The 25,015-nt window shown below is 32.8% G+C and carries 25 protein-coding genes; 1 reads left to right on the top strand and 24 read right to left on the bottom strand.

Annotated features, from left to right (window positions below; all coding sequences use genetic code 11):
- Positions 1-71 precede the first annotated feature (71 nt).
- From HMPREF3247_RS12635 to HMPREF3247_RS12600, 8 genes are all read right to left on the bottom strand, one after another.
- Complete coding sequence (locus tag HMPREF3247_RS12635; protein WP_000924214.1) at positions 72-962, bottom strand: deoxyribonuclease IV; 891 nt, start codon at positions 960-962, stop codon at positions 72-74.
- A gap of 9 nt (positions 963-971) precedes the next feature.
- Complete coding sequence (locus HMPREF3247_RS12630) at positions 972-2,318, bottom strand: DEAD/DEAH box helicase (RefSeq protein WP_001062177.1); 1,347 nt, start codon at positions 2,316-2,318, stop codon at positions 972-974.
- A gap of 113 nt (positions 2,319-2,431) precedes the next feature.
- Positions 2,432-3,532, bottom strand: coding sequence for a Nif3-like dinuclear metal center hexameric protein (locus tag HMPREF3247_RS12625; protein WP_000683933.1), 1,101 nt, complete (start codon positions 3,530-3,532; stop codon positions 2,432-2,434).
- A gap of 2 nt (positions 3,533-3,534) precedes the next feature.
- The gene (locus HMPREF3247_RS12620; RefSeq protein WP_000624580.1) at positions 3,535-4,212 is read right to left on the bottom strand and encodes a TrmK family tRNA methyltransferase; all 678 of its coding nucleotides are present in this window, start codon (positions 4,210-4,212) and stop codon (positions 3,535-3,537) included.
- Positions 4,213-4,342: 130 nt separating this feature from the next.
- Positions 4,343-5,449, bottom strand: coding sequence for an RNA polymerase sigma factor RpoD (rpoD, locus tag HMPREF3247_RS12615; RefSeq protein ID WP_001283055.1), 1,107 nt, complete (start codon positions 5,447-5,449; stop codon positions 4,343-4,345).
- A gap of 223 nt (positions 5,450-5,672) precedes the next feature.
- Positions 5,673-7,472 (bottom strand): DNA primase, encoded by a 1,800-nt coding sequence (dnaG, locus tag HMPREF3247_RS12610; RefSeq protein WP_001217247.1) that lies wholly within the window; start codon positions 7,470-7,472, stop codon positions 5,673-5,675.
- A gap of 60 nt (positions 7,473-7,532) precedes the next feature.
- Positions 7,533-8,351, bottom strand: coding sequence for a pyruvate, water dikinase regulatory protein (locus HMPREF3247_RS12605; protein ID WP_000411298.1), 819 nt, complete (start codon positions 8,349-8,351; stop codon positions 7,533-7,535).
- 10 nt (positions 8,352-8,361) lie between these two features.
- The gene (locus HMPREF3247_RS12600) at positions 8,362-8,985 is read right to left on the bottom strand and encodes a transcriptional regulator CcpN (RefSeq protein WP_001797828.1); all 624 of its coding nucleotides are present in this window, start codon (positions 8,983-8,985) and stop codon (positions 8,362-8,364) included.
- A gap of 334 nt (positions 8,986-9,319) precedes the next feature.
- Between HMPREF3247_RS12600 and HMPREF3247_RS12595 the strand changes: the two genes are divergently transcribed.
- A complete protein-coding gene (locus HMPREF3247_RS12595) occupies positions 9,320-10,711 on the top strand; it encodes a glycine--tRNA ligase (protein ID WP_070866248.1) in 1,392 nt (463 codons plus the stop codon).
- A gap of 150 nt (positions 10,712-10,861) precedes the next feature.
- Here HMPREF3247_RS12595 and recO read toward each other — a convergent pair whose 3' ends face one another.
- The 16 genes from recO to grpE form a co-directional block, all read right to left on the bottom strand.
- On the bottom strand, positions 10,862-11,608 hold the full coding sequence (gene recO, locus HMPREF3247_RS12590) for a DNA repair protein RecO (RefSeq protein ID WP_001566664.1): 747 nt from the start codon (positions 11,606-11,608) through the stop codon (positions 10,862-10,864).
- Between the two features lie 27 nt (positions 11,609-11,635).
- Positions 11,636-12,535: a GTPase Era gene (era, locus tag HMPREF3247_RS12585; protein WP_000134765.1), complete on the bottom strand. Its 900-nt coding sequence runs from the start codon at positions 12,533-12,535 to the stop codon at positions 11,636-11,638.
- Positions 12,536-12,940, bottom strand: a complete 405-nt coding sequence (gene cdd / locus HMPREF3247_RS12580) for a cytidine deaminase (protein WP_000121875.1) — start codon at positions 12,938-12,940, stop codon at positions 12,536-12,538.
- 10 nt (positions 12,941-12,950) lie between these two features.
- The gene (locus tag HMPREF3247_RS12575) at positions 12,951-13,295 is read right to left on the bottom strand and encodes a diacylglycerol kinase family protein (protein WP_000819532.1); all 345 of its coding nucleotides are present in this window, start codon (positions 13,293-13,295) and stop codon (positions 12,951-12,953) included.
- A 2-nt stretch (positions 13,296-13,297) separates the two neighbouring features.
- Positions 13,298-13,765 (bottom strand): rRNA maturation RNase YbeY, encoded by a 468-nt coding sequence (gene ybeY, locus HMPREF3247_RS12570; protein WP_000494135.1) that lies wholly within the window; start codon positions 13,763-13,765, stop codon positions 13,298-13,300.
- Positions 13,766-14,713: a PhoH family protein gene (locus HMPREF3247_RS12565; protein WP_001117767.1), complete on the bottom strand. Its 948-nt coding sequence runs from the start codon at positions 14,711-14,713 to the stop codon at positions 13,766-13,768.
- A 303-nt stretch (positions 14,714-15,016) separates the two neighbouring features.
- Complete coding sequence (locus HMPREF3247_RS12560; protein WP_000110600.1) at positions 15,017-15,715, bottom strand: SPOR domain-containing protein; 699 nt, start codon at positions 15,713-15,715, stop codon at positions 15,017-15,019.
- A 16-nt stretch (positions 15,716-15,731) separates the two neighbouring features.
- Positions 15,732-16,721 (bottom strand): flotillin-like protein FloA, encoded by a 990-nt coding sequence (gene floA, locus HMPREF3247_RS12555; protein WP_000492114.1) that lies wholly within the window; start codon positions 16,719-16,721, stop codon positions 15,732-15,734.
- Positions 16,722-16,738: 17 nt separating this feature from the next.
- Entirely contained in the window at positions 16,739-17,422 is a 684-nt protein-coding gene (locus HMPREF3247_RS12550) for an NfeD family protein (RefSeq protein ID WP_001802667.1), read from the bottom strand.
- A gap of 243 nt (positions 17,423-17,665) precedes the next feature.
- Positions 17,666-17,842: a 30S ribosomal protein S21 gene (rpsU, locus tag HMPREF3247_RS12545; protein ID WP_000048060.1), complete on the bottom strand. Its 177-nt coding sequence runs from the start codon at positions 17,840-17,842 to the stop codon at positions 17,666-17,668.
- Positions 17,843-18,134: 292 nt separating this feature from the next.
- Positions 18,135-19,481 (bottom strand): tRNA (N(6)-L-threonylcarbamoyladenosine(37)-C(2))-methylthiotransferase MtaB, encoded by a 1,347-nt coding sequence (mtaB, locus tag HMPREF3247_RS12540; protein WP_000108667.1) that lies wholly within the window; start codon positions 19,479-19,481, stop codon positions 18,135-18,137.
- Between the two features lie 6 nt (positions 19,482-19,487).
- A complete protein-coding gene (locus HMPREF3247_RS12535; protein ID WP_001190118.1) occupies positions 19,488-20,240 on the bottom strand; it encodes a 16S rRNA (uracil(1498)-N(3))-methyltransferase in 753 nt (250 codons plus the stop codon).
- A gap of 1 nt (position 20,241) precedes the next feature.
- Positions 20,242-21,180, bottom strand: a complete 939-nt coding sequence (prmA, locus tag HMPREF3247_RS12530; protein WP_001104611.1) for a 50S ribosomal protein L11 methyltransferase — start codon at positions 21,178-21,180, stop codon at positions 20,242-20,244.
- Between the two features lie 3 nt (positions 21,181-21,183).
- On the bottom strand, positions 21,184-22,323 hold the full coding sequence (dnaJ, locus tag HMPREF3247_RS12525; RefSeq protein ID WP_001119021.1) for a molecular chaperone DnaJ: 1,140 nt from the start codon (positions 22,321-22,323) through the stop codon (positions 21,184-21,186).
- Positions 22,324-22,458: 135 nt separating this feature from the next.
- Complete coding sequence (dnaK, locus tag HMPREF3247_RS12520; RefSeq protein WP_000034716.1) at positions 22,459-24,291, bottom strand: molecular chaperone DnaK; 1,833 nt, start codon at positions 24,289-24,291, stop codon at positions 22,459-22,461.
- A gap of 68 nt (positions 24,292-24,359) precedes the next feature.
- On the bottom strand, positions 24,360-24,986 hold the full coding sequence (grpE, locus tag HMPREF3247_RS12515) for a nucleotide exchange factor GrpE (protein WP_000182215.1): 627 nt from the start codon (positions 24,984-24,986) through the stop codon (positions 24,360-24,362).
- Positions 24,987-25,015 lie beyond the last annotated feature (29 nt).

Genomic DNA, 25,015 nt, shown 5'->3' with positions numbered 1-25,015 from the left:
TTAGACAAAATAAAGAGATATGCCCCCTTCAAGTTTTATTTATCGCATTTCTTGAAGAGAGCATTATCATTTTATTGTTGCATAACCTTATTTTTTAATTCTGGGTCAAATTGCTGTTGTTTTAACATTTCAATTTCAAGTTTATATGGCGGTTTTTTATTTTTCTTATCTTCACCAACATAAGGTGTTTCTAAGATTTTCGGAATATCTTTAAAACTATCATGATGCACAATGTAATTTAATGCATCAAAACCAATGTAACCGAAGCCAATATTTTCATGTCGGTCTTTTTGAGCGCCACGGTCATTTTTAGAATCATTGACATGAACAACTTTGATTCTGTCGACTCCAATAATTTTATCAAATTCATTTAATACGCCATCAAAGTCCTCTTTCACATTATATCCAGCATCATGCGTATGACATGTATCAAAACATACTGATAAACGTTCGTTATTATGAACTCCATCAATAATACGTGCTAACTCTTCAAACGAGCGACCAATCTCTGTACCTTTACCTGCCATCGTTTCAAGCGCAATACGTACATTATTGTCATTCGTTAAAACTTCATTTAATCCTTCAATAATCTTATTAATTCCGGCATCAACACCAGCTCCAACATGCGCACCTGGATGTAATACAATATCTTTAGCGCCTATAGCTTGCGTTCTTTCAATTTCTTGTTGCAAGAAATCTACACCAAGATTAAACGTTTCTGGTTTGGTTGTATTTGCAATATTAATGATGTATGGTGCATGAACAACAATATTAGATAAGCCATATTTTTCCATCACTTCATGACCTTTAGTTATATTTAAATCTTCAATACTTTTACGGCGCGTGTTTTGAGGTGCACCAGTATAAATCATAAATGTTGTTTCACCATATTCATGCGCTTCTATAGCAGAACCTTCTAACATCTTTTTACCACTCATTGAAACATGTGATCCTAATAACATAAAACACACCTAACCTTTTTTGTTTTGCTTACGTTTTTGTCTATTTTGCTGCTTACTAAATTGCTTACGCTCTTGACGTTTCATTTTTTCAACTTCTTGTTTAAATTTCTTCTTATAACCTGGTTTAACTTTGTTTTTAATTTTACTTCGAACTTTGTTCTTCACTTGATTAGTTAAATGGTCATCTTTGCGCATTCTTGCTTGACGCTGATTGTGCGCTTTAACTTCTTTTAACTCACCATCTTTAATATCAACAGTATTGAATACAAAACCGCGATCTTCTATTAATGAAATATTGTGTTCTTCATCAGGACTATAAAGCGTAATTGCTACACCTTTATAATTCCCACGACCAGTTCGTCCGACTCTATGCGTAAAGAAGTCAATATCATTTGGCACATCAAAATTGATGACATGACTAACACCTTCAATATCAATACCACGAGATGCTAAATCGCTGGCAATAACGTATTGGAATTCTAAATTACGTATACGTTTCATTTGTTGTTTACGTTCACGTGGCGTTAAACCACCATGAATCATACCAACTTTAATACCAGCTTCATTTAGTGAACGTGCTAAATCATTTGCATTATCTCTACTATTGCAGAAAATAATACATAAGTATGGATTTAGTATATCAATTAAATTTAAAGTTTTTTCAACTTTAGCTGCACCTTTAGTAGGTATTAAAAAGAATTCGATGTTCTTTTTATTTTGTTTTTTACTGTCGACAGCTACATATTCTGGATGACTTAAATATTTATTTAAAAATGGTTGTAACTGTTGTGGAATTGTAGCACTAAACACCGCAATATTTGCATTATCTTCCAATCTTGCAGCAATGTAATCTACATCTTCAATTAATCCTAAGTCAATCATAAGATCCGCTTCATCAATAACTAAATATGATGCTAAGTGCACATGTAAATGTCCCGTTTTAGCTAAGTCATTAATTCTAGTAGGGGTGCCTATAATCAATTGTGGTTGTGCATTACAACGTTGTCTATCTTTCTCTATATCTGTACCACCAATAAAAACTTTAACTGAAACACCAGCTTTAAATTGGCTTAAATGGTTCGCTGCATCGTATAGTTGTTGTGCAAGTTCTCTTGTTGGTGCAACTACGATTGCTTGTGGTTCTTTTATTTCACTATCAATTAACTGCATTAATGGTAATAAAAATGCATGAGATTTCCCTGTACCCGTTTGAGATTGACCAATTAAATTTGTTCTCTTTAGTATTCTTGGAATAATTCGATTCTGAATTTCAGTTGGTTTTTCAAAATTAAGGTCTTTCACAGCGTCAATTAAACTAGATTCTAGATTAAATTGTTCGAATGGATGTTTTGCCATGATTTGGCCTCCTTATATGTTCATCTTTACTATTATAAAGTATAAATGTGCTATTTTAAATAAAAATATTAAAACCTCGAAATTTCAAAATTTAGAAATCCCGAGATTTTAGTTTAAATATATTGAAATGGATCTGTATTAATTGTAGATGCTTCAACATCTATATTTATTTTTTCTGTATTGAACCAATTCATTAGTAACGTTTTTAAACCTTCTTTCATCACATATTCGCTGTAATGATTAATATCAATTAAATTCACACCATGAATTTTAGCATCTAAGGCATCATGATGTTTAATATCACCTGTAACAAAGACATCTGCGCCTTGTTGGACAGCTTGATATTCATATCCAATACCTGAACCACCAATAATTGCAATACGTTTAATTTTCTGATTAGACTCACCAACAAAACGGACACTTGGGATATTTAATTTAGATTTAATATCAGCTGCGAAATCTTCCAATGTCATTTGATTATCCACTTCTGCCATAACGCCAAGTCCATAAAGGGATGTTTGTTTTATCTCAATAAAATCAAATACCGGTGTTTCATATGGATGGTATTGTTTAATTAATTGCTCAGCCCTTGACTTTTGATATGCATCTATCATAAATTCAATTTTAACTTCATCTACATATTCAATTTTATCAATTTGTCCTATTGTTGGATTAGCTTCACCAACTGGTTTGAATTGCCCTCTTCCTTCACTTTCAAAGAAACAATATTCATAATTACCTTCTTGCGCTAATCCATTTTCACTAAGCTTATCTTTAAATGGTCCAACATTATCCTTAGGTATATATGTTTGAACTTTATAGTATACATCTTGTTGATTATTTATTATTGAAATGTTCTTCAAACCCATCGCCTTCGCCAACATCATATTGACACCATACGGATTTACATCTAAATTTGTATGCATCGCTATTAAATTAATGTCATGTTGAATTAGTTTTCTAATGATCAAACCATAACCATTAGCTTTTAATGATGTTACGCCTTTAAAGATTAGAGGATGATGACTAATAATAGTATTATAACCTTTTTCGATTGCTTCATTTACTACTTCCAACGTGCAGTCTAATGCTGTTAAAACACCAGTAACTTCAACATCTTCATCACCTATTAACAATCCTACATTATCCCAAGATTCAGCAGTACTAAATGGCACATGATGATCTAACAATGTCATTAAATCAGCTATTTTCATTACTATAACACCCTTTCAATTACAGCAATTTCGTCATTAATTTGAGCTAAACGTTGATGATGTTGTTCAGTATTGAGTTTCGATTTAATATGATAAAGTGCTTCTAACTCTCTTTGCCATTTTTTTATAAAATATTCATTTTTGTTGTTCAGCAATTTTGGTCCGAATTTCAATTCATCAGATGATAGCTCTATTAATTGTGTAGAATATTCTGCTACAACAATTTCATAAATATGGCCTTTTTCTTCCATTATTATTTCATCAATTATTTCATAATTCAATTGTTGTAATGTTTGTCTTAAATTTTCAGTTTGGATATTACTTTGTAAAATCAACCTTGGATGTTGACTTAACTTATCTTGCCCATCTTTTAAAATTTTAGCAATAAGTGGTCCGCCCATACCACAAATTGTGATATTATCGATTACGTCCTCAGGATGAATAACACTTAAGCCATCCCCTAAACGTACATCAATTCTATCTACTAATTGGTTTGCAGCTACATTTTTCACAGCAGCTTGAAAAGGGCCTTGAATAACTTCTCCAGCAATACCGCATTCGCATAAATGGTTTTGAATTGCATAGATTGGCAAATAAGCATGATCTGAGCCAATATCCGCGATTGTACCTTGTTTTAAAAATCGACTTACCGTCGTTAATCGGTTATTTAACGAAATCATTTTATTCTCCTTTATGAAAAAAGAGGTTGAACATTATTCAATGTACCAACCTCACTCAAGTTAAATCTTAATCTAAAAATAAATAAGCGCTTATTCATGTCTTGGTATCAATCATTAAAATTGATATAAATTAATCCATAAAGTCTTTCAAACGTTTACTACGACTTGGATGTCTTAATTTTCTAAGTGCTTTTGCTTCGATTTGTCGAATACGTTCACGTGTAACACCGAAAACTTTACCAACTTCTTCAAGTGTTCTTGTTCTGCCGTCATCAAGACCAAATCTTAATCGTAATACATTTTCTTCTCTATCAGTTAATGTATCAAGCACATCTTCTAATTGCTCTTTTAATAATTCATAAGCTGCATGATCTGAAGGACTTTGTGCTTCCTGATCCTCAATAAAGTCTCCTAAATGACTATCATCTTCTTCACCAATTGGTGTTTCTAATGAAACAGGTTCTTGCGCAATTTTTAAAATTTCACGAACTTTTTCTGCTGGTAAATCCATTTCTTCACCAATTTCTTCTGGTGCTGGATCTCGACCTAAGTCCTGTAATAATTGACGTTGAACACGAATTAATTTATTAATTGTTTCTACCATATGCACAGGGATACGAATCGTACGTGCTTGGTCAGCAATTGCACGAGTGATTGCTTGTCTAATCCACCATGTTGCATATGTTGAAAACTTAAATCCTTTGTTAAAGTCAAATTTTTCAACAGCTTTAATAAGACCCATATTACCTTCTTGGATTAAATCAAGGAATAACATACCACGACCTACGTATCTTTTAGCAATACTTACAACTAAACGTAAGTTCGCTTCTGCAAGTCTTGATTTTGCTACTTCATCACCTTGTTCAATACGTTTGGCTAATTCGATTTCTTCTTGTGCACTTAATAAGTTAACACGCCCAATTTCTTTAAGGTACATACGAACTGGGTCATTTATTTTAACACCTGGAGGGGCACTAAGATCACTTGGATTCAGTTTCTCGTCAGTATCTGAACTATCTTTTTCATTAACTAGTGAAATATCATTATCATTTAATTGATCAAAGAAATCATCCATTTGATCAGAGTCGATATCAAAATTCTGAAGTTTTTCAGCAATTTCTTCATGACTTAAATGACCCTCTTTTTTACCTTTTTCAATTAATTGCTTCTTAACATCTTCTAATGTTAATGTCGGATCAATTGTTTGTTTTTTAATTTTAACTGTATTATCAGACATGAAACGGCCTCCCGATTTTAAATATGAACATTCGAAATTTATTCAATATTGCTATTTTAAACTAAATTCTTAATTAATTCATCCATATTTTTAATTTTATTTTACAAATTGGAACTAATCCCAATATTTATTTTTCAATAGTGTTGTTTAAATGCGGTAACTATCATTTACCCTTATACATTTTGACATAATCATTATTCGTATTATTCTTTAAAATCACATGCTACATGCGTTCTTTATTCTTAGCAACAATTTGCTGTAAATAGTATTTTTGTAATTCTACATCGCCAATCCTTGTAGCTTCCCTTAATTTATGATTCAATGACTCAATTGTTTCTTGTCCTTTTTCATTAATAACATTGACATAATCATCAATTTCATTTTCATATGGTTCGTCATTCAAATTATATTGTTCTAAGCTAATTAGTGTTTCTCTCAACTCATTTGAATTAACATACTGCACAGCATCACTGATATTATATTGATCATTTTCCGCATAAAAATCATGTAAGACTTCGAATACATATTTAAAATGCTGATTTGTGAAGTTATCCTTATCAACACTTTCATAATAATTTAAAAATGTATCTTTATCTCTCATTAAATGTTTTAAAAATGCTCGCTCCGCTTTTTCTTGACGGCTCAAATTGTCAAATTGTGCCATACCAATTGGCTCAGGTTCAATATAACCGCCATACTCATCTTCTGGATAATAATTGGCTGGTGCTTGATTGAATTGTATTTCGTTAGCTAATTGCTCAGGACTAACATTGAAAAATGGTGCAACATCATTTATAGCCTTTTGTTGCAAAATCGATGATTTCATAAGCGAAATATCATGACTTAGTTCTTTCAAATAACGTTCATATGAAAGGTCATTATGTGCAATTTCATCTTTTAATATACTCACTTTATAATGTGCAAATGACTTTTTGTCATTTTTTACAAAAGCAGTAAATGCGTCGTTGCCATACTTACCAATGTATTCATCAGGATCCATGCCAGATGGCAATTGTATAACAAATACATTTAGCCCTTGCTGTAATAAATGTTGACCTGTTTTAAGTGTTGCTTCACTACCCGCAAAATCCCCATCAAACATTAATGTTATATTTGATGTTAACTTTCGTATAAAGGTAATATGTTCATCTGACAACTGTGTACCCATTGTTGCAACAACGTTTTTCAAGCCAGCAGTATCCGATTTTATAACATCCATAAAACCTTCTAGTAATACAATTTCATCTAATTTTCTAATTGATTTACGTGCTTTATCTAAGTTATATAACAACTTTCTTTTTTGAAAGATAGGCGTTTCAGGACTATTTAGGTATTTTGGTTCTTGACCGGTATATGTTCGACCTGAATATCCAACAATTCTTCCTTGCGCATTTTTCAAAGGAAACATAATACGATTTCGAAATCTATCGTAATAACTGAAATTTTCTTCGTTACGTGATAATAATCCGGCTTCATATGCTAATTCAATATCGTAACCCTTTTTTTGAAGAAAATCATGACAAAAATGTGAGCTATCGGGTGCAAAGCCAATGCCTCGCTCTTTAATAAGCGCATCTGTAAAACCACGTTCTTGTAAGTATGTTAATGCTTGTTCGCCTTCGACTGTCTTTGTTAAAGCGTAATAATAAAATTCTTGTATTAACTCATGCATTTCAATCATTTGTAAATCATCAGAAGCAATTTGAACATTTGAGTTAGATTGTGTTGCCTCAATATCTACAGCAACATTAACTCTATCACCTAATTCTTTAACCGCTTCAACAAATGATATGTCTTTAATTTCTTGAGTAAATTGAAAAACATTGCCACCTTTTTTACAACCAAAACAATGACAAATTTGTTTATCTTCAGAAACTGTAAATGAAGGTGTCTTTTCATCATGAAAAGGACACAAACCTATATAATTGCGTCCTCTCTTTTCTAATTTTACATATTCACTTACCAAGTCTAAAATGTCGGTTTTATCTTTTATTTCATTAATAATCGATTGATCTATTCGCAAATTAAATCACCTATTAAGCATTAGTTATACTATTATACCTAATTTTCGACAAAAATGAAATCATTTCGATTTATTTTGTTCAATATAATGGATTATATCGTTTGCTGTTTCTTCGATTGCTTTTTGAGAAACATCAATGACAGGACATCCAATTTCACTTACGATTTCTTCAAAGTAATTCAATTCTTCTTGAATTCGTGCTTCTGTTGCATATCGAGCTGTGTCACCTAGTCCTAATTGTTTTAGTCGCTCTTTTCTAATGCGATTTAATTTTTCTTCACTTATTTTAAGTGCGATACATTTCTTTGGATCAATATCATATAAGCCATCTGGCGGTGTCACTTCTGGTACAATCGGTACATTCATAACTTTGTAACTCTTATGCGCTAAATACTGAGATAATGGTGTCTTTGAAGTTCTCGAAATACCAAGTAAAACAATATCAGCTTTAGGTAATCCTTTAGGATCTTTACCATCATCATATTTAACTGCAAACTCTATCGCATCAATTTTCTTGAAATATGCATCATCTAATCTATGAACGATACCTGGCTCATTATAAGGTTTTTCTTCAACCGAAGCTGATAATAAATCCATTAATGGCCCCATGATATCGACAGACTTCAATTGGAATTCTGCTACTTTCTCACTCATATATTGCTTCATTTCAGGTTTAATAAGTGTATAAACAATGATAGCATTTGTATCTTTTGCAACTTGAATCACTTCATCAACATCTTCAAAAGATTCAATATATGGATATCTTAATAATTCATTTTTACATTGCTTAGGATTGAATTGTGAAATACCTGCCCTAGCAACTAACTCTGCCGTTTCACCTATAGAATCTGAAGCTACGATAATTTTAATTTTTTCCATTACTTCTCACCTATTCTTTATATAATGCTACTAATAACTTAGCTATTGTTGTTTTGGAAATTCTTCCAATTACTTCATACTTTTGATTATCTTTTTTTCTTACAATTGGAATCGAATCAATTTCTTTTTCAATCATTCTATCTGCTGCGTATATGACTAATTCGCTTTCCTCTAAATAAGTGACATTAGGCATACGTGTCATATTTACACTGATAGGTACTGTATGAATATCTGCTCCAATCATTGAAGCTCTTAATAAATCTTTTCTTGAACACACACCAACAAAATCGTTATCTTCATTAATAATAAATAATGTACTTACATCTTCTAAAAAAATTGTACAAATAGCGTCATAAACTGTTGTATTCTCTCTTAGCACAACAGGTTGAGACATATAGTCCTTAACCTCAAATTGTCGAAGTTTTTCATTAAAAAATTTACCTTTTGATTTACCTGAATAATAATATCCAACTCGGGGACGCGCTTCTAAAAAACCTGACATTGTTAATATCGCTAAATCTGGTCTAAGCGTTGCTCTTGTTAAATTCAACTTATCTGCTATTTGTTCACCAGTAATGGGTCCTTTAGTTTTAACAATTTCGATGATTCGTTCTTGTCTTTGACTGAGTTCTATAGGTCTTCACCCCTTTTTTATTCACTTATTATTATACCGATATTTCTTTCATGTCACAAACACATTAATTTTACTTGCCTTTAAATAATCTATCAATTAGAATAAACGTACAGCGAGTTAAGGATAGTGTAAGCTTAACAATAAGATTGGCGCAACGAATCATTTTAAAATAAAAGCGAGTGACTACACTAATTTGGGTGGAACCGCGGGTTAAATACGTAACTTATTTTGTATTATATACAATTTAAAATATTAACTCGTCCCATGGAAGTAAAGCATATTTACTATGCTGTTATTTTCCATGGGGCGTTTTCATGTATGAGGAGAGGTAATTATGGCAAAAGATATGGATACAATTGTTTCATTAGCAAAACACAGAGGTTTTGTGTTCCCTGGTAGTGATATTTACGGTGGTTTATCAAACACATGGGATTATGGTCCTTTAGGTGTTGAATTAAAGAATAATGTTAAAAAAGCTTGGTGGCAAAAATTCATTACACAATCACCGTTTAACGTTGGTATCGATGCTGCAATCTTAATGAATCCAAAAGTATGGGAAGCTTCAGGACACTTAAACAACTTCAACGACCCAATGATTGATAATAAAGATAGTAAAATTCGATATCGCGCTGATAAATTAATTGAAGATTATATGCAAGATGTTAAAGGTGATGAAAACTTCATTGCCGATGGTTTAAGTTTTGAACAAATGAAAAAAATTATTGACGATGAAGGTATTGTTTGTCCTGTAAGTAAAACTGCTAACTGGACTGAAATTCGCCAATTCAATTTAATGTTTAAAACATTCCAAGGTGTAACTGAAGATTCTACAAATGAAATTTTCTTACGTCCTGAAACAGCACAAGGTATTTTTGTAAACTATAAAAACGTGCAACGTTCAATGCGTAAAAAATTACCATTTGGTATCGGTCAAATTGGTAAATCATTCCGTAATGAAATCACTCCAGGTAACTTCATTTTCAGAACAAGAGAATTTGAACAAATGGAACTTGAATTCTTCTGTAAACCTGGAGAAGAAATCGAATGGCAAAATTATTGGAAAACTTTTGCAAGTGACTGGTTAACAAGCTTAAATATGAGCAGTGAAAATATGCGTTTACGTGATCATGATGAAGATGAATTATCTCATTACTCAAATGCAACAACTGATATTGAATATAAATTCCCATTTGGTTGGGGTGAGTTATGGGGTATCGCAAGTCGTACAGACTTCGACTTACGTAAACATGCTGAACACTCTGGTGAAGATTTCAGATACCATGATCCAGAAACGAACGAAAAATATATTCCATATTGTATCGAGCCATCACTTGGTGCAGATCGTGTAACATTAGCTTTCTTATGTGATGCATATGATGAAGAAGGCGTTGAAGGTAGTAAAGATGCACGTACAGTTTTACACTTCCATCCTGCATTAGCACCATATAAAGCAGCGATTTTACCTTTAAGTAAGAAATTATCTGGCGAAGCGATTAAGATTTTTGAGCAATTAAGTTCTAAATTCTCAATCGATTTCGAGGAATCACAATCTATCGGTAAAAGATACCGTCGTCAAGATGAAATCGGTACACCTTATTGTGTAACATTCGACTTTGATTCATTAGAAGATAATCAAGTTACAGTACGTGACAGAGATTCAATGGAACAAGTTCGTATGCCAATCTCAGAGTTAGAAGCTTTCTTAACTGAAAAAACAAAATTCTAATTAAAAAGACTCTCCACCATATGTGGTGGCTATATAATTTATAAAAAGAGATACTGGTTAGTAAAATTGCCAGTATCTCTTTTCTATTCGAAAAAGGTATTCAAATAAACACATCTATGTGGCTACTTGAATACCTTTTATTATTTTATGTTATTGTTCCAATCTTTTTAATTGGTTGATTAGTTTCTGACTTTTAAAAAACATACCTGCATATTCACGATATAACATTAAAATGATATCTGACATTTCATCAATAATTTCTTGATGGATATTCAATGAATTCATTTTATCTATCGGTAATTTTTGTAATACATCTAATAAATATAGTGTTTTATTCGATAATATAACTGCATGTACATCTTTAGAAGCCTCTTGCCTTGAAATCGCACCGTCAAACTTAAAACTATAACCTATTAAATCTGCTTGTGTGTCATTACCACTCACAGCACAGCGATTAAATGATGCAGTAAAACCAAATCGTTTCATACACTTTAACATAACTACGACTGACATTAACTGTGCAGATGTACCTGATTCTATTTTTTCAAGAACAAATTGTAATAATTGATAGTTATATGGTGCAATGTCACCTTCATCCATTGAGCGCTCAATAGTTTCAGCTGCCAGAGACGCATAACTGCTTACGAAAAGGTCCATTTGTAATTTATAATGTTGACTAATAACATCTACAGAATTTAACGTTCCCATACCTCGCCACTGATTGTAAATAAACAAACCATAAACAAACAATTGCGTTTGCGCTTGTAAACCCGTCTTAACTTTTTTAGCACGCCTAGCCATAAGTGGTACTTTTGCACCATGCTCATTTAAAATCGTGATAATTTTATCAGATTCACCATAATCAACTGCTTTGATGATAATCCCTTTTTGGCGCATTAACAATTATCTTCACCACTTTTAAGATTAATCTTGGTCTTCAACATAACCAATTTGGCGAATAAAGTTAACTTTGTTTCGCCAGTCTCTTTGAACTTTGACCCATAATTCTAAGTAAACTTTAGAGCCTAGAAGCATTTCTATATCACGTCTCGCACGTTTCCCTACTTCTTTTAACTTTTTACCGCCTTTTCCAATGACAATTCCTTTTTGCGAATCTCTTTCAACATATATAGTTGCTTCGATATGAACACGATCTTCGCTTTCTTTAACCATACGGTCCACATTAACACCAATCGCATGAGGGATTTCTTCACTTGTAAGATGAAGGATTTTTTCACGAATGATTTCACCCACTACAAATTGTTCAGGATGGTCTGAAATTTGATCATCTGGATAATATTTAGGTCCTTCGGGTAAATACGTCTTTAAAACATCAATAAAATGATCTACATTTAGCCCTTCTAATGCTGAAATAGGTACAATCTCTGTAAAGTCCATATAACTTTGATATTCTTCAATCTTTGGCATTAATTCATCTGGATGCACTAAATCTATTTTATTTAATACTAAAAATACTGGTGTCTTAACATTTTTCAACATTTCTATAATATATTCATCACCTCGTCCAATTTCCTCATTGGCATTAACCATAAACATGATTGCATCTATCTCAGATAATGTATTTTTAGCGACTTTCATCATATAGTCACCTAATTTGTGTTTAGGTTTATGAATACCTGGCGTATCAATGAATATAATTTGCGCGTCATCTCTTGTCATAACACCTTGAATTTTATTTCTAGTTGTTTGAGCTTTATCGGACATGATTGCTATTTTATGGCCGATCACTCTATTAACAAATGTTGACTTCCCTACATTTGGTCTACCTATAATTGAAACAAATCCTGATTTATGTTCTGTCATTTATTCTAAATCCTTTCCTGAAAATCCAAATGGTAGTAACTCTGCGACTGTCATCATAACCATATCTCCTTTATGATTTGTCATATACACAGGCATATCATCATCACATAATTCCTTTAAAACTTGACGACATGCACCACAAGGTGATGACGGTTTATCTGCATCTACGGTTACAGTTATTGATTCAAAATCACCTGGTCTGTATCCTTGAGAAATTGCCGATACCAAACTAGCTCGTTCAGCACATATCGATAATGGATAAGAAGCATTTTCTACATTGGTACCATAAAAAGTTCTACCGTCTTTCGTTTTTAAATAAGCTCCTACTTTAAATTGACTGTATGGCGAATATGATTCTTGTTGTGCTTTTCTAACTTCTTGAAAATAATGAGGTTGATAACTCATATATGCCTCCCTAAAATAACGCTATAAAATGTGGTAAAAATACTATTAAACCTATAATAAATGCTAATATTGAAACTATAAGTACACTAAAAGCCGCTATATCTTTTGCGTATTTAGCTAAATCATGATATTCAACGGTCACTAAATCGACAACATATTCAATAGCAGTGTTTAAAGCTTCAACAGTGAGAACTAATGCAATAGCAATGAGTATAAATATCCACTCAATACGATTAATATTTAGTACGAGACCAAAGACAATAGCAACAATCATTGCAAACACATGTAAAAGAAATTTATAGTCTTTTTGAATTAAGATTTTCAGCCCATCAAGTGCATATTTAAACCTTTTCATAATTAGCCTCGTGTTAATCCATATGCGTTTAATATTGTATCTTGTCGACCAAACATTTCCTTTTCATCCGCTTCAGTCATATGATCATAACCTAATAGATGCAAAAATCCATGTAATGCTAAAAATCCTAATTCTCGTTCAAAAGAATGTCCGTAATTGTTTGCTTGTTCTTGCGCTACATCCGTACAGATAATTATATCCCCTAAAACACGTGGTATATCAAGACCACTAAAATCAATCTCTGGCTCATCTTCTTCTAAAGCAAATGAGATTACATCTGTAACTTTATCTTTATCTCTATATGTTCGATTAATTTCTTGTATTTCTTGTTTATCTACAAATGTAACAGAAAGCTCAGCATCGTCTTCTATATGCTCTTCTTTTTTAGCAAATTCTAATAAATCTTCAATTTGTTTATACCACGCATCTTTAACTAAGCCTGTGTGATCGCTAAAATCTATCGTAAACATTTAATTCTCTCCTTCATAATGTTCAATGATCTTACTTACCAATGGATGTCTTACTACATCGCTCTGATCTAATTTCAATATACTTATACCTTTAACGTTGTGTAACCTACTGACCGCTTCCTTAAGTCCACTTTTAACACCTTTAGGTAAATCGATTTGAGTTTGGTCACCAGTAACTACCATTTTTGAGCCAAAACCTAGTCTTGTTAAAAACATTTTCATTTGCGCATGTGTCGTATTCTGCGCCTCATCAAGAATTACAAATGCATCTTCTAATGTTCGTCCGCGCATATATGCAAGTGGCGCTATTTCGATAATGCCTCTTTCAATAAATCGCTCTGTTTGTTCACGCCCAAGAACAGTATATAGACCATCATATAAAGGTCTTAAATATGGATCTACCTTTTCTTTCAAATCTCCTGGTAAAAATCCAAGTGACTCTCCTGCTTCAACAGCAGGTCTTGTTAATACAATACGTTTAACAGCACCTTTACGGAGTTGCTTTGCTGCATAAACTACAGCTAAGAATGTCTTACCTGTACCAGCAGGACCTATACCAAATACTAAATCATTATTTTTCATGGCATTAACATATATACGTTGCCCCATCGTTTTCGCACGAATCGTCTTACCAAATGCATCTTTAGTTATCTCTTCATCATATAAATCTAACAGATGTTGAATTGTGTTATTATGCGCCATTTTAATAGCTGCTTCAACATCTTTAATTGTAATATTATTACCTAAATCAATAACCTTCAGCAAATTGATTAATACTGATTCCGCTTTTTCTACGTTTTCTATTTTTGTACCTTTAACGGCAACTTCTTGTCCTCTTGCATGGATGACAACATCGAAACTCTCTTCAATTGCTTTTAAATGTTCATCATTATTTCCAATTAAAGCTTGAGATTGATTCATATCGTCTATTTGTATAATTCCAGGCATACACGCGCTCCTTTTCATATATCATTTATATTCATTCTATGATGCTTTAATATCTACTTAATTATATCATGCAATTGATTGATTTAAACATCTTTGCATTGACTTACTCATTTTTCTTTAATTTAAAATAATCATTTATACTTTTCACCTTGTCATAAAAGCAGATTCAATTTTAGACTAATCAATTTTTTGTTGTAATTTAAATAACTAATATTTCTCGAAAGATTCTCTTTGTTTTTCAATTTTTCTTAACGTAAAAAAACAAGCAACTACCATTACGATAGTGCTTGTTTTCAAAAAATTTTATAATTGTTTTGGTTTAGCTAAAATTTCTGACCATATCATACCATTGATTACTTCATCTTTATCAAATTGGAACGCTGATTTAGTCAAATCTTTTTCGACATTTTGAGAATTAAGCAACTGCTTTAATTTCAAACGTTTTGTACGTTCAGATAAGTATTTATCCTCAATAATATCTCTAGCACGTTTTTCCATTTTAGCAATTTGCTTTTCTTTTTCTCTATCAATGTCAGTACGAATCGTTTTAATATCATCTCTAAGTGATTTTTCTAATTGACGTCTAATTTCGTCAGAATTATCTTGTCTAGAAGGTCTATGTTTCTGCTCCACCGGTTCTGCTTTAGGCACTGTAATTGGTTTCTCTGTCATCGGTTTTGTTTCTGGTTGTTTTTTAGGTGCCATAGGTTCTACAACAGGTTTCGATTTAGGCTCTTCCTTTGGAAGTTCATCGAATAAAGGTGGTAACGTATCATCATATTTTCGTTTCGATGATTTCTTTTCTTCTTCATTTAATTCTTCACTTATTTCTTTAAACGTTCGCTCAATTTCTTCAAAAAAGCCACCTTTTTTTGGTTCATTATCGGTAGATGTTTTTTGAGGTGGCTTTTGATTTTGTCTATCTTTATGACTATTTTCGCGCATAGTAGTAATGATAGAAATGATCACTGATATGACAAAAATTAGAATACCGACACTCATTTAATCACCTCTCGACTTAATGTTCAGGTGACTCATCATCACTTTGATCAGTTCGTTTATTAATTGCATTTCTCATGCCTGTATCAGCTTCGATATTTTTCAAATTATAATAATCTTTAACACTGATATTACCTGAACGTAATGCTTCAGCCATAGCTAATGGTACTTCAGATTCGGCTTCAACTACTTTAGCATGCATTTCTTGTACACGCGCTTTCATTTCTTGCTCAGTTGCTACAGCCATAGCTCTACGTTCTTCAGCTTTTGCTTGTGCAATATTTTTGTCTGCTAATGCTTGTTCAGTTTGTAAGTCTGCACCAATATTTTTACTAATATCAACGTCAGCAATATCAATTGATAAAATTTCAAATGCAGTACCTGAATCTAAACCTTTGCTTAAAACTGTTTTAGAAATATTATCTGGGTTTTCAAGTACTTCTGTATGATGCTTACTAGAACCAATTGTTGAAACGATACCTTCACCAACACGTGCGATGATTGTTTCTTCACCAGCACCACCAACAAGTCGAGCAATATTAGCTCTAACTGTGATACGAGCTTTGGCTTTCACTTCAATACCGTTCATTGCTACACCTGCGATAAATGGTGTTTCAATGACTTTAGGATTAACAGACATTTGAACCGCTTCTAATACGTCACGTCCTGCAAGGTCAATTGCAGCAGCACGTTCGAAAGGAAGATCAATGTCAGCACGTTGTGCAGCAATATTAGCGTCAACAACTCTGTCAACATTTCCTCCTGCTAGATAATGCGATTCTAATTGGTTTGTTGTTAATGCTAGTCCTGCTTTATGCGCTTTAATTAATGGCGCTATAACTTTTCTTGGAGATACACGACGTAAACGCATACCAACCAATGTACCTATACCAACATGAACGCCAGCTGCTAACGCTGAAATCCATAAACCAATGGGTACAAATGAGAATAAAATAAGTAATGCAACTACTATAATAACTGCTATTACGATAAAACTTAAACTAAACATGGTATCGCTCCTTTTAATTAATCTACTTCCCTCACAACTACTCTTGTTCCTTCAACTTCAAGGATTTTTACCGTTTTATTGCGTAAAATAAAGTTGCCATCTGAAACAGCATCAATACGTTCATTTTCACAAAAAATAATCCCTGCAGGTCGAAGATCTGTAACTGTTTGAGCAGTCTTTCCTACGAGGTGCGAGCGGTTATCATGAGAATTGTAACCTGACTCAGAATTAGTTGAATCTTTTAAGATAACTTTATCCAAAAACGGAATCTTTCTGTTGAAAATCTTCACTAATATCACCCATTCTACAATCGTTAAAATCAAGGCAACGATAACATTCGCAAGCATAAATAGCAAATTATCACCGAGCGTTGTTATGCTTATAGTTATCAGTATCATGCCAATAATACCAATTACTGCACCAACTACAAATAATTCAATTACAACTAATATAACGCCAATTGAGAATATTAAGATAGAATGCATATTGACATTTCCTTGGATTAGAAATCCCAAAAATAAAATAAGTAATGATAATGTGGCGATAATACCAGCTGCATTGATTTTTTTAGAGTAAAGTTGATATACAAATCCTAAGAATGTCAAACAGGTTAATATTAACGTAAAAATAGGTTGAACAATTATATTACTAACTTGTTCAACCCAAGTATCTCCAGCCGTTGATTCCAAGATAGTTGTCATTTGTAAAAAATTATTATAACTCACAATTTCACCTCGCCCTCACATTAATTATACATGAAATTGAATATACTTTATAGTTATAAGAACCTATAGAATATCAATTTGATTATTTATAAACTATATAACTTTTTTTAATTAAAAATTGACAACAAAAAAACATCACATATTAGTGTAAGACACTAACTTGTGATGTTTGTTTTATATAATTAATATTCGTGTTGAGGGAGTCAACAGAGGTATTAATTATTTGAATTTACGTTTACGTGCAGCTTCTGATTTCTTTTTACGTTTTACGCTTGGTTTTTCGTAAAATTCACGTTTACGTACTTCTTGGATTGTTCCACTTTTAGAAACTGAACGTTTAAATCTACGTAACGCATCTTCAAGTGATTCATTTTTACGTACTACTGTTTTAGACATCTGTATTTCCCTCCCTCCAAATATCAACGGAACTTTATAGTCAATTGCACAGTAAAACTATGCATTTATAAGTATAATATATCTGTAATTTATGGTCAATTAGTAAATTGTTTTTTATTTGAAACATATTTCACATCAAAATCACAAAGACTTTTAGATTTTGTTCTAAAAATCTCTTAATAATTTATTTAATGAGAAGAGTTGCTTATATAGTAAATTGTGAAGCCGTTAAAACAACGTTACAAAACCTATATCTTTAATACGGAACCTTATGGTATGAATCAAGGAATACTTAAACTAAAACTTCTCTATCAGATTTATTTGTTGCGAAATCAACAACTTTAATTGCTTGCCCTTCATTTAATGGATAATTTGCTTGCGTAATTTTAACTTTTACAATTTGACCTATGAGTGATTCGTCACCTTCAAATTGTACTTTCATATAATTATCTGCATATCCAACTAATGTGCCTTCTGTGTCACCCTGTTCCTCAGGAATTACTTCAAGCACATCTTGATCAAATTTAGACGCATATAACTTTCCGAGTTGATTGCTTAGCGTAATTAACTTATGCACCCGTTCATTTTTAATTTCTTCATCAATTTGGTCATCCATTCTTGCAGCTGGCGTGCCAATTCTAGGAGAATAAGGGAAAACATGCAGTTCAGAGAACTTATGCTTTACGATAAAATCATATGTTTCTTGGAACTCTGCTTCAGTTTCACCTGGGAAACCAACAATTACATCACTCGTAACTGCCAAGTCTGGTAAAGCTTTATGCAATTTTGTTAATCGTTCTGAAAATCTATCCATTGTATACTTACGTCTCATACGTTTTAATACTGTATCTGAACCAGATTGTAATGGAATATGCAAATGACGCACAACTTTTGTTGAACGTTCTAAAACGTCAATTACTTCATCTGTAAGTTGACTTGCTTCAATTGAAGAAATTCGAATTCGTTCTAATCCATTAATCGTTTCAAGATCACGTAATAATTGGGCCAAGTTATAATCTTTTAAATCTTGACCATATCCACCTGTATGAATTCCCGTCAATACAATTTCCTTATATCCTGAATTCACTAGTTGCGTCGCTTGTTCAACTACTTTTTCCGGATCTCTTGAACGCATTAAGCCACGAGCCCATGGAATAATACAGAATGTGCAGAAGTTGTTACAACCTTCTTGAATTTTTAATGACGCACGTGTTCTATCTGTAAAATATGGGACATCTAATTCTTCATATTTACGATTTTTCATGATATTTCCAACACCATTAATTGGTTGGCGTTCTTTACGGAATTCATCAATGTAACCTAATAGTTTATGTCTATCTTGTGTACCAACTACTACATCGACACCAGGAATTTCCATAATTTCAGCTGATGAAGTTTGCGCATAACAACCTGTTACACAGATTACAGCATCAGGATTTTGTCTTATTGCACGTCTAATTATTTGACGACTTTTTTTATCACCTGTATTCGTTACTGTACAAGTATTAATAACAAATACATCAGCATTCGCTTCAAAGTCAACGCGCTCATAGTTTGCTTCTTTAAATAATTGCCAGATTGCTTCAGTTTCATAATGGTTTACTTTACAACCTAATGTGTGAAACGCAACTGTTGACATAAATATTCACCCCATTAATTCTTTTTCATAACTTATTGCACTTAACGCATACAATGGCGCAGTTTCTGCCCGTAAAATTCTCGGTCCAAGACCAACAACTGTACTAGTATTACTAAATAATGAAATTTCATTTTCTGACAAACCACCCTCAGGACCAAAAATCATCAACACTTTATCCTGAGCCTTGAATTGTTGTAAAGTTTGCTTGAAATTGCTTAACTCACCATCTTTTGCTTCCTCTTCATATGCAATAAGAATATAGTCATAATTATCAATAGTATCACAAATTAATTTTAAATTCGACTCGAATTGAATAGATGGAATCACTAAACGATAGCTTTGTTCAGCAGCTTCTTTAATTATTTTTTGCCAACGCTCTATCTTTTTGGCAACTTTTGCCTCGTTTAATTTAACAATTGAACGTTCCATGCTCACAGCTATAAATGATGAAGCACCCAATTCAGTAGCTTTTTGTAGCAACCACTCATATTTGTCAGCTTTGATTAGTCCACTGCAAATCGTAACATCAACTGGCAATTCTGTATTAATATTTTGTTTTTCTTTTAAATCAACTGCAATTTTATCACTTGTTATATCAGCAATTTCACATAAATAAACTGTTTGATCATTAAAAGTTAAAATAATTTTACTACCAACATCATATCTCATTACATTTGTTATATGATGAATATCTTCTTTTTTTGTAATAAAAAAACGCTGACTTACATCAGCGTTTTGGTCTATGAAATAACGTTGCACATTATTCACTCACTTTCTGGCCAACAAGACAAACCCAACCGTTGTCATGTTGTTCTGAAATAATTTTAAAACCTACACGCTCCATATGTGACTGTATACCTTCATACTTCTCTTTTATAATACCAGAAGTAATAAAATAACCGCCTTCATTTAGAGTATTATAAGCATCTTCAATCATTTCATCAATAATATGCGCTAAAATATTTGCTATTACAATATCAAATTTTTCTGTTTCGTCTTTCAATAAGTTACCTGGAACAGCTTCAATTAACGTTTCACAATGATTTCTTCTGAAGTTTTCTTTAGCTACACTCACTGCCATTTCATCAATATCCAACGCTTTAATACGTTTTACACCGATTAGATGACTTGCAATACTTAATATACCTGAGCCAGTACCAACATCAATTACTGAATGCTGTGGCAATACATATGTTTCTATTGCCTTCAAACACATACTTGTAGTCGGATGATCACCTGTTCCAAAAGCCATACCTGGGTCGAGCTCAATGCAAAGCTCTTCATCCGCTTCTTTAGCATATGTTTCCCAACTAGGAACTATTGTGAACTTCTTCGACGCTCGGAATGGATGGAAATAGTTTTTCCATTCATTTTCCCAATCCGTCTCTGCAATAATTTGCTCACTGAATTGAACGTTATGTTGATCAAGTTCATCTAAATTTAATAACTCATCTTTAATTTGCTGTCGCAACTTATCATCATAAGTCATTTCATTAAAATAGGCTTTCAATCTTACTCCCTTATCTGGATAATCCTCTTTTTTCAAAGCGTAAATTTCACCGTATTTATCTTCTGGTTGGTTAATTAAATCATCTGAATCTTCTATCACGACACCATTTGATCCATGATTTTCAAGTATATTGGTAGCCAATTCTACTGCTTCATGATTAATAATAATTGAAAGCTCTGTCCAGTTCATACTTTATTCTCCCTTAAAGAATCTTTTTGCTCTATCTTTAAAATTCGAAGGTTGTTCATTAATTTCTTCACCATTTAATTGGGCAAATTCTTTCATTAGTTCTTTTTGTCTATCTGTTAATTTAGTAGGCGTTACTACTTTAATATCAACATATAAATCTCCGTATCCATAGCCATGAACATTTTTTATACCCTTTTCTTTTAAGCGGAATTGCTTACCTGTTTGTGTACCAGCAGGGATTGTTAACATAACTTCATTATTTAATGTTGGTATTTTTATTTCATCGCCTAAAGCTGCTTGTGGGAAGCTAACATTTAATTTGTAATAAATATCATCACCATCACGTTTAAATGTTTCAGATGGTTTAACTCTAAATACTACGTATAAATCACCAGCAGGTCCTCCATTCACGCCTGGAGAGCCTTCACCAGCTAATCTAATTTGTTGTTCATTGTCGACACCTTCAGGTACTTTCACTTCTAATTTAACTGTTTTATTTTCAGTACCTTTTCCGTGACATGTTGGACAAGCTTCTTCAAATTCTTGACCACTTCCATTACATTTAGGACAAACTTGTTCAGTACGAACTCTACCTAAAATTGTGTTTTGTTCTACAGCTACATGACCAGCGCCATTACAGTAACTACAAGTCTTTTTACTTGTTCCAGGCTTTGCACCATCACCATGACATGTTTCGCATGTTACATCTTTACGGATTGAAATTTCTTTTGTTGTACCAAATACCGCTTCTTCAAATGTTAATGTCATTGTATACTGAAGATCATCACCTTTTTGCGGTGCATTTGGATCTCTTTGTCTGCCGCCACCGAAGAAAGAGCTAAAGATATCTTCAAAACCGCCGCCACCGAAGCCACTAAAACCGCCAAAGTCAGAGCCATTGAATCCTTGTCCACCAAAACCTTGTGGACCATCATGTCCAAATTGATCATAGCTTGCGCGTTTATTATCATCACTTAAAACTTCATAGGCTTCAGAAATTTCTTTAAACTTTTCATCTGCACCTTCTTCTTTGTTAATATCTGGATGATATTTTTTCGAAAGCTTTCGATACGCTTTTTTGATTTCATCTTTTGAAGCATCTTTACTAATGCCTAAAACTTCATAATAGTCTCTTTTGGCCACAGCTATCTCTCCTTTTCTTAATTAACTCATATAGTTTAACGTAATATGTCATACTATCCAAATAAAAAGCCAAAGCCAATGTTCTATTGACTTTGACTTTTCAGATCATGACAACATTCTAATTGTATTGTTTAATTATTTTTTGTCGTCGTCTTTTACTTCTTTAAATTCAGCATCTTCTACAGTACTATCGTTGTTTTGACCAGCATTTGCACCTTGTGCTTGTTGTTGCTGTTGAGCCGCTTGCTCATATACTTTTGCTGATAATTCTTGAATCACTTTTTCAAGTTCTTCTTTTTTAGATTTAATATCTTCTATATCTTGACCTTCTAAAGCAGTTTTAAGAGCGTCTTTTTTCTCTTCAGCAGATTTTTTATCTTCTTCACCGATATTTTCGCCTAAATCAGTTAAAGTTTTTTCAACTTGGAATACTAGACTGTCAGCTTCGTTTCTTAAGTCTACTTCTTCACGACGTTTTTTATCTGCTTCAGCGTTAACTTCAGCATCTTTTACCATACGGTCGATTTCTTCGTCTGATAATGAAGAACTTGATTGAATTGTAATTCTTTGTTCTTTATTTGTACCTAAGTCTTTTGCAGTTACATTTACAATACCGTTTTTATCGATATCAAACGTTACTTCAATTTGAGGTTTACCACGTTCAGCTGGTGGAATATCAGTCAATTGGAATCTACCAAGTGTTTTATTATCCGCAGCCATTGGACGTTCACCTTGTAATACGTGTACATCTACTGATGGTTGATTATCTACTGCTGTTGAATAGATTTGAGATTTAGATGTAGGAATCGTAGTGTTACGTTCAATTAACGTATTCATACGTCCACCTAAAATTTCAATACCTAAAGATAGTGGTGTTACGTCTAATAATACTACGTCTTTAACGTCACCTGTGATAACGCCACCTTGGATTGCAGCTCCCATTGCTACTACTTCGTCCGGGTTTACTCCTTTGTTAGGTTCTTTACCGATTTCTTTTTTGACAGCTTCTTGTACTGCTGGAATACGAGTTGATCCACCAACTAAGATAACTTCATCGATATCTGAGTTTGTTAAGCCAGCGTCTTTCATTGCTTGGCGTGTAGGTTCCATTGTTCTTCTAATTAATGAATCTGATAATTCCTCAAATTTAGAACGAGTTAAGTTTACTTCTAAGTGTAATGGACCGTTTTCACCAGCTGAGATAAATGGTAATGAGATTTGAGTTTGTGATACACCTGATAAGTCTTTTTTAGCTTTTTCAGCAGCATCTTTCAAACGTTGTAATGCCATTTTATCTTGAGATAAGTCTACGCCATTTTCTTTTTTGAATTCTGCAACTAGGTAGTCAATAATTACTTGGTCAAAATCATCACCGCCAAGTTTGTTGTCACCGGCTGTTGATAGTACTTCGAATACACCGTCACCTAATTCTAGGATAGATACGTCAAATGTACCGCCACCTAAGTCAAAAACAAGAACTTTTTCATCTTTATCAGTTTTATCTAAACCATATGCTAATGCTGCAGCTGTTGGTTCATTAATGATACGCTCAACTTCTAAACCAGCAATTTTACCAGCATCTTTAGTTGCTTGACGTTCAGCATCGTTAAAGTATGCAGGTACTGTAATTACAGCTTTGTCAACTTTCTCACCTAAATAGCTTTCAGCTGTATTTTTTAAGTTTTGTAAAATCATAGCTGAGATTTCTTGTGGTGTGTATGATTTACCTTCAATATCTACTTTATAATCAGTACCCATATGACGTTTAATAGATTGAACAGTGTTTGGGTTTGTAATAGCTTGACGTTTAGCTACTTCACCAACTTGAGTTTCTCCATTTTTGAAAGCTACAACAGATGGTGTTGTACGTGAACCTTCAGGGTTTTGAATTACTTTTGGCTCATCGCCTTCTAATACTGTTACACATGAATTTGTTGTACCTAAGTCTATACCAATAATTTTACTCATAATAAAATTCCTCCATTTAATCATTAAATTAATTTAATTTTAAACAATGTCTTTTCGCCAAATTTAAGTTATTGGTTTACTTTGACCATTGATGGTCTTAATACTCTATCTTTAAGCTTGTATCCTTTTTGTAGTTCTTGAGTGATTTCGCCAGATTCAAAATCAGGGTTATCATCTTGAACTACAGCTTGGTGAATATTTGGATCAAATGCTTCACCTTCAGTTTTAATAACTTCAAGACCATTATCTTTTAGTGCGTTAATCAAACTTTCATGCACCATTTGTACACCTTTTTGAAGAGATTTAAAAGTCTCATCATCACCTTCAATTTGAAGTGCACGTTCTATATTGTCTATTGCTGGTAAAATATCTGTTAACACACGTTGTGCTTGATATGTTTTATTTATTTCATTTTCTTTTTGAATTCTACGCTTATAATTTTCAAACTCAGCGTAGAGCCTTAAATATTTCTCTTCGTTTTCATCTGCTAATTGTTGAAGTTCATTAATTTTTTGATCTTTTGGATCTATTTCTTCAATAACATTCTCGTCAGACGTTTCTTCTATTGCTTCATCTTGTAAATGACCTTTACTTTCTTCAGCTTGTTCAACTGAATCATCAATATTTTGTTTGACGTTTGTTTCTTCAACTGTTGATTCAGTGTTTTTTTCAACTGATTCGTCTTTATTTGTCATTTTCTGTCCTCCAATACTTTCTAATCCAT

This window comes from Staphylococcus sp. HMSC36A10 (genome assembly GCF_001838845.1).
GTDB lineage: Bacteria > Bacillota > Bacilli > Staphylococcales > Staphylococcaceae > Staphylococcus > Staphylococcus aureus.
The sequence above is the reverse complement of the archived record's forward strand: the minus strand, read 5'-3'. Positions and strand labels throughout refer to the sequence as shown.

Bases quoted from the DNA above. Each gene is read 5' to 3' on its own strand.
- HMPREF3247_RS12635 (WP_000924214.1), bottom strand. From the start codon at position 962: ATGTTATTAGGATCACATGTTTCAATGAGTGGTAAAAAGATGTTAGAA.
- HMPREF3247_RS12630 (WP_001062177.1), bottom strand. From the start codon at position 2,318: ATGGCAAAACATCCATTCGAACAATTTAATCTAGAATCTAGTTTAATT.
- HMPREF3247_RS12625 (WP_000683933.1), bottom strand. From the start codon at position 3,532: ATGAAAATAGCTGATTTAATGACATTGTTAGATCATCATGTGCCATTT.
- HMPREF3247_RS12620 (WP_000624580.1), bottom strand. From the start codon at position 4,212: ATGATTTCGTTAAATAACCGATTAACGACGGTAAGTCGATTTTTAAAA.
- rpoD (WP_001283055.1), bottom strand. From the start codon at position 5,449: ATGTCTGATAATACAGTTAAAATTAAAAAACAAACAATTGATCCGACA.
- HMPREF3247_RS12605 (WP_000411298.1), bottom strand. From the start codon at position 8,351: ATGGAAAAAATTAAAATTATCGTAGCTTCAGATTCTATAGGTGAAACG.
- HMPREF3247_RS12595 (WP_070866248.1), top strand. From the start codon at position 9,320: ATGGCAAAAGATATGGATACAATTGTTTCATTAGCAAAACACAGAGGT.
- recO (WP_001566664.1), bottom strand. From the start codon at position 11,608: ATGCGCCAAAAAGGGATTATCATCAAAGCAGTTGATTATGGTGAATCT.
- era (WP_000134765.1), bottom strand. From the start codon at position 12,535: ATGACAGAACATAAATCAGGATTTGTTTCAATTATAGGTAGACCAAAT.
- cdd (WP_000121875.1), bottom strand. From the start codon at position 12,940: ATGAGTTATCAACCTCATTATTTTCAAGAAGTTAGAAAAGCACAACAA.
- HMPREF3247_RS12575 (WP_000819532.1), bottom strand. From the start codon at position 13,295: ATGAAAAGGTTTAAATATGCACTTGATGGGCTGAAAATCTTAATTCAA.
- ybeY (WP_000494135.1), bottom strand. From the start codon at position 13,765: ATGTTTACGATAGATTTTAGCGATCACACAGGCTTAGTTAAAGATGCG.
- HMPREF3247_RS12565 (WP_001117767.1), bottom strand. From the start codon at position 14,713: ATGCCTGGAATTATACAAATAGACGATATGAATCAATCTCAAGCTTTA.
- HMPREF3247_RS12560 (WP_000110600.1), bottom strand. From the start codon at position 15,715: ATGAGTGTCGGTATTCTAATTTTTGTCATATCAGTGATCATTTCTATC.
- floA (WP_000492114.1), bottom strand. From the start codon at position 16,721: ATGTTTAGTTTAAGTTTTATCGTAATAGCAGTTATTATAGTAGTTGCA.
- HMPREF3247_RS12550 (WP_001802667.1), bottom strand. From the start codon at position 17,422: ATGACAACTATCTTGGAATCAACGGCTGGAGATACTTGGGTTGAACAA.
- rpsU (WP_000048060.1), bottom strand. From the start codon at position 17,842: ATGTCTAAAACAGTAGTACGTAAAAATGAATCACTTGAAGATGCGTTA.
- mtaB (WP_000108667.1), bottom strand. From the start codon at position 19,481: ATGTCAACAGTTGCGTTTCACACATTAGGTTGTAAAGTAAACCATTAT.
- prmA (WP_001104611.1), bottom strand. From the start codon at position 21,180: ATGAACTGGACAGAGCTTTCAATTATTATTAATCATGAAGCAGTAGAA.
- dnaK (WP_000034716.1), bottom strand. From the start codon at position 24,291: ATGAGTAAAATTATTGGTATAGACTTAGGTACAACAAATTCATGTGTA.
- grpE (WP_000182215.1), bottom strand. From the start codon at position 24,986: ATGACAAATAAAGACGAATCAGTTGAAAAAAACACTGAATCAACAGTT.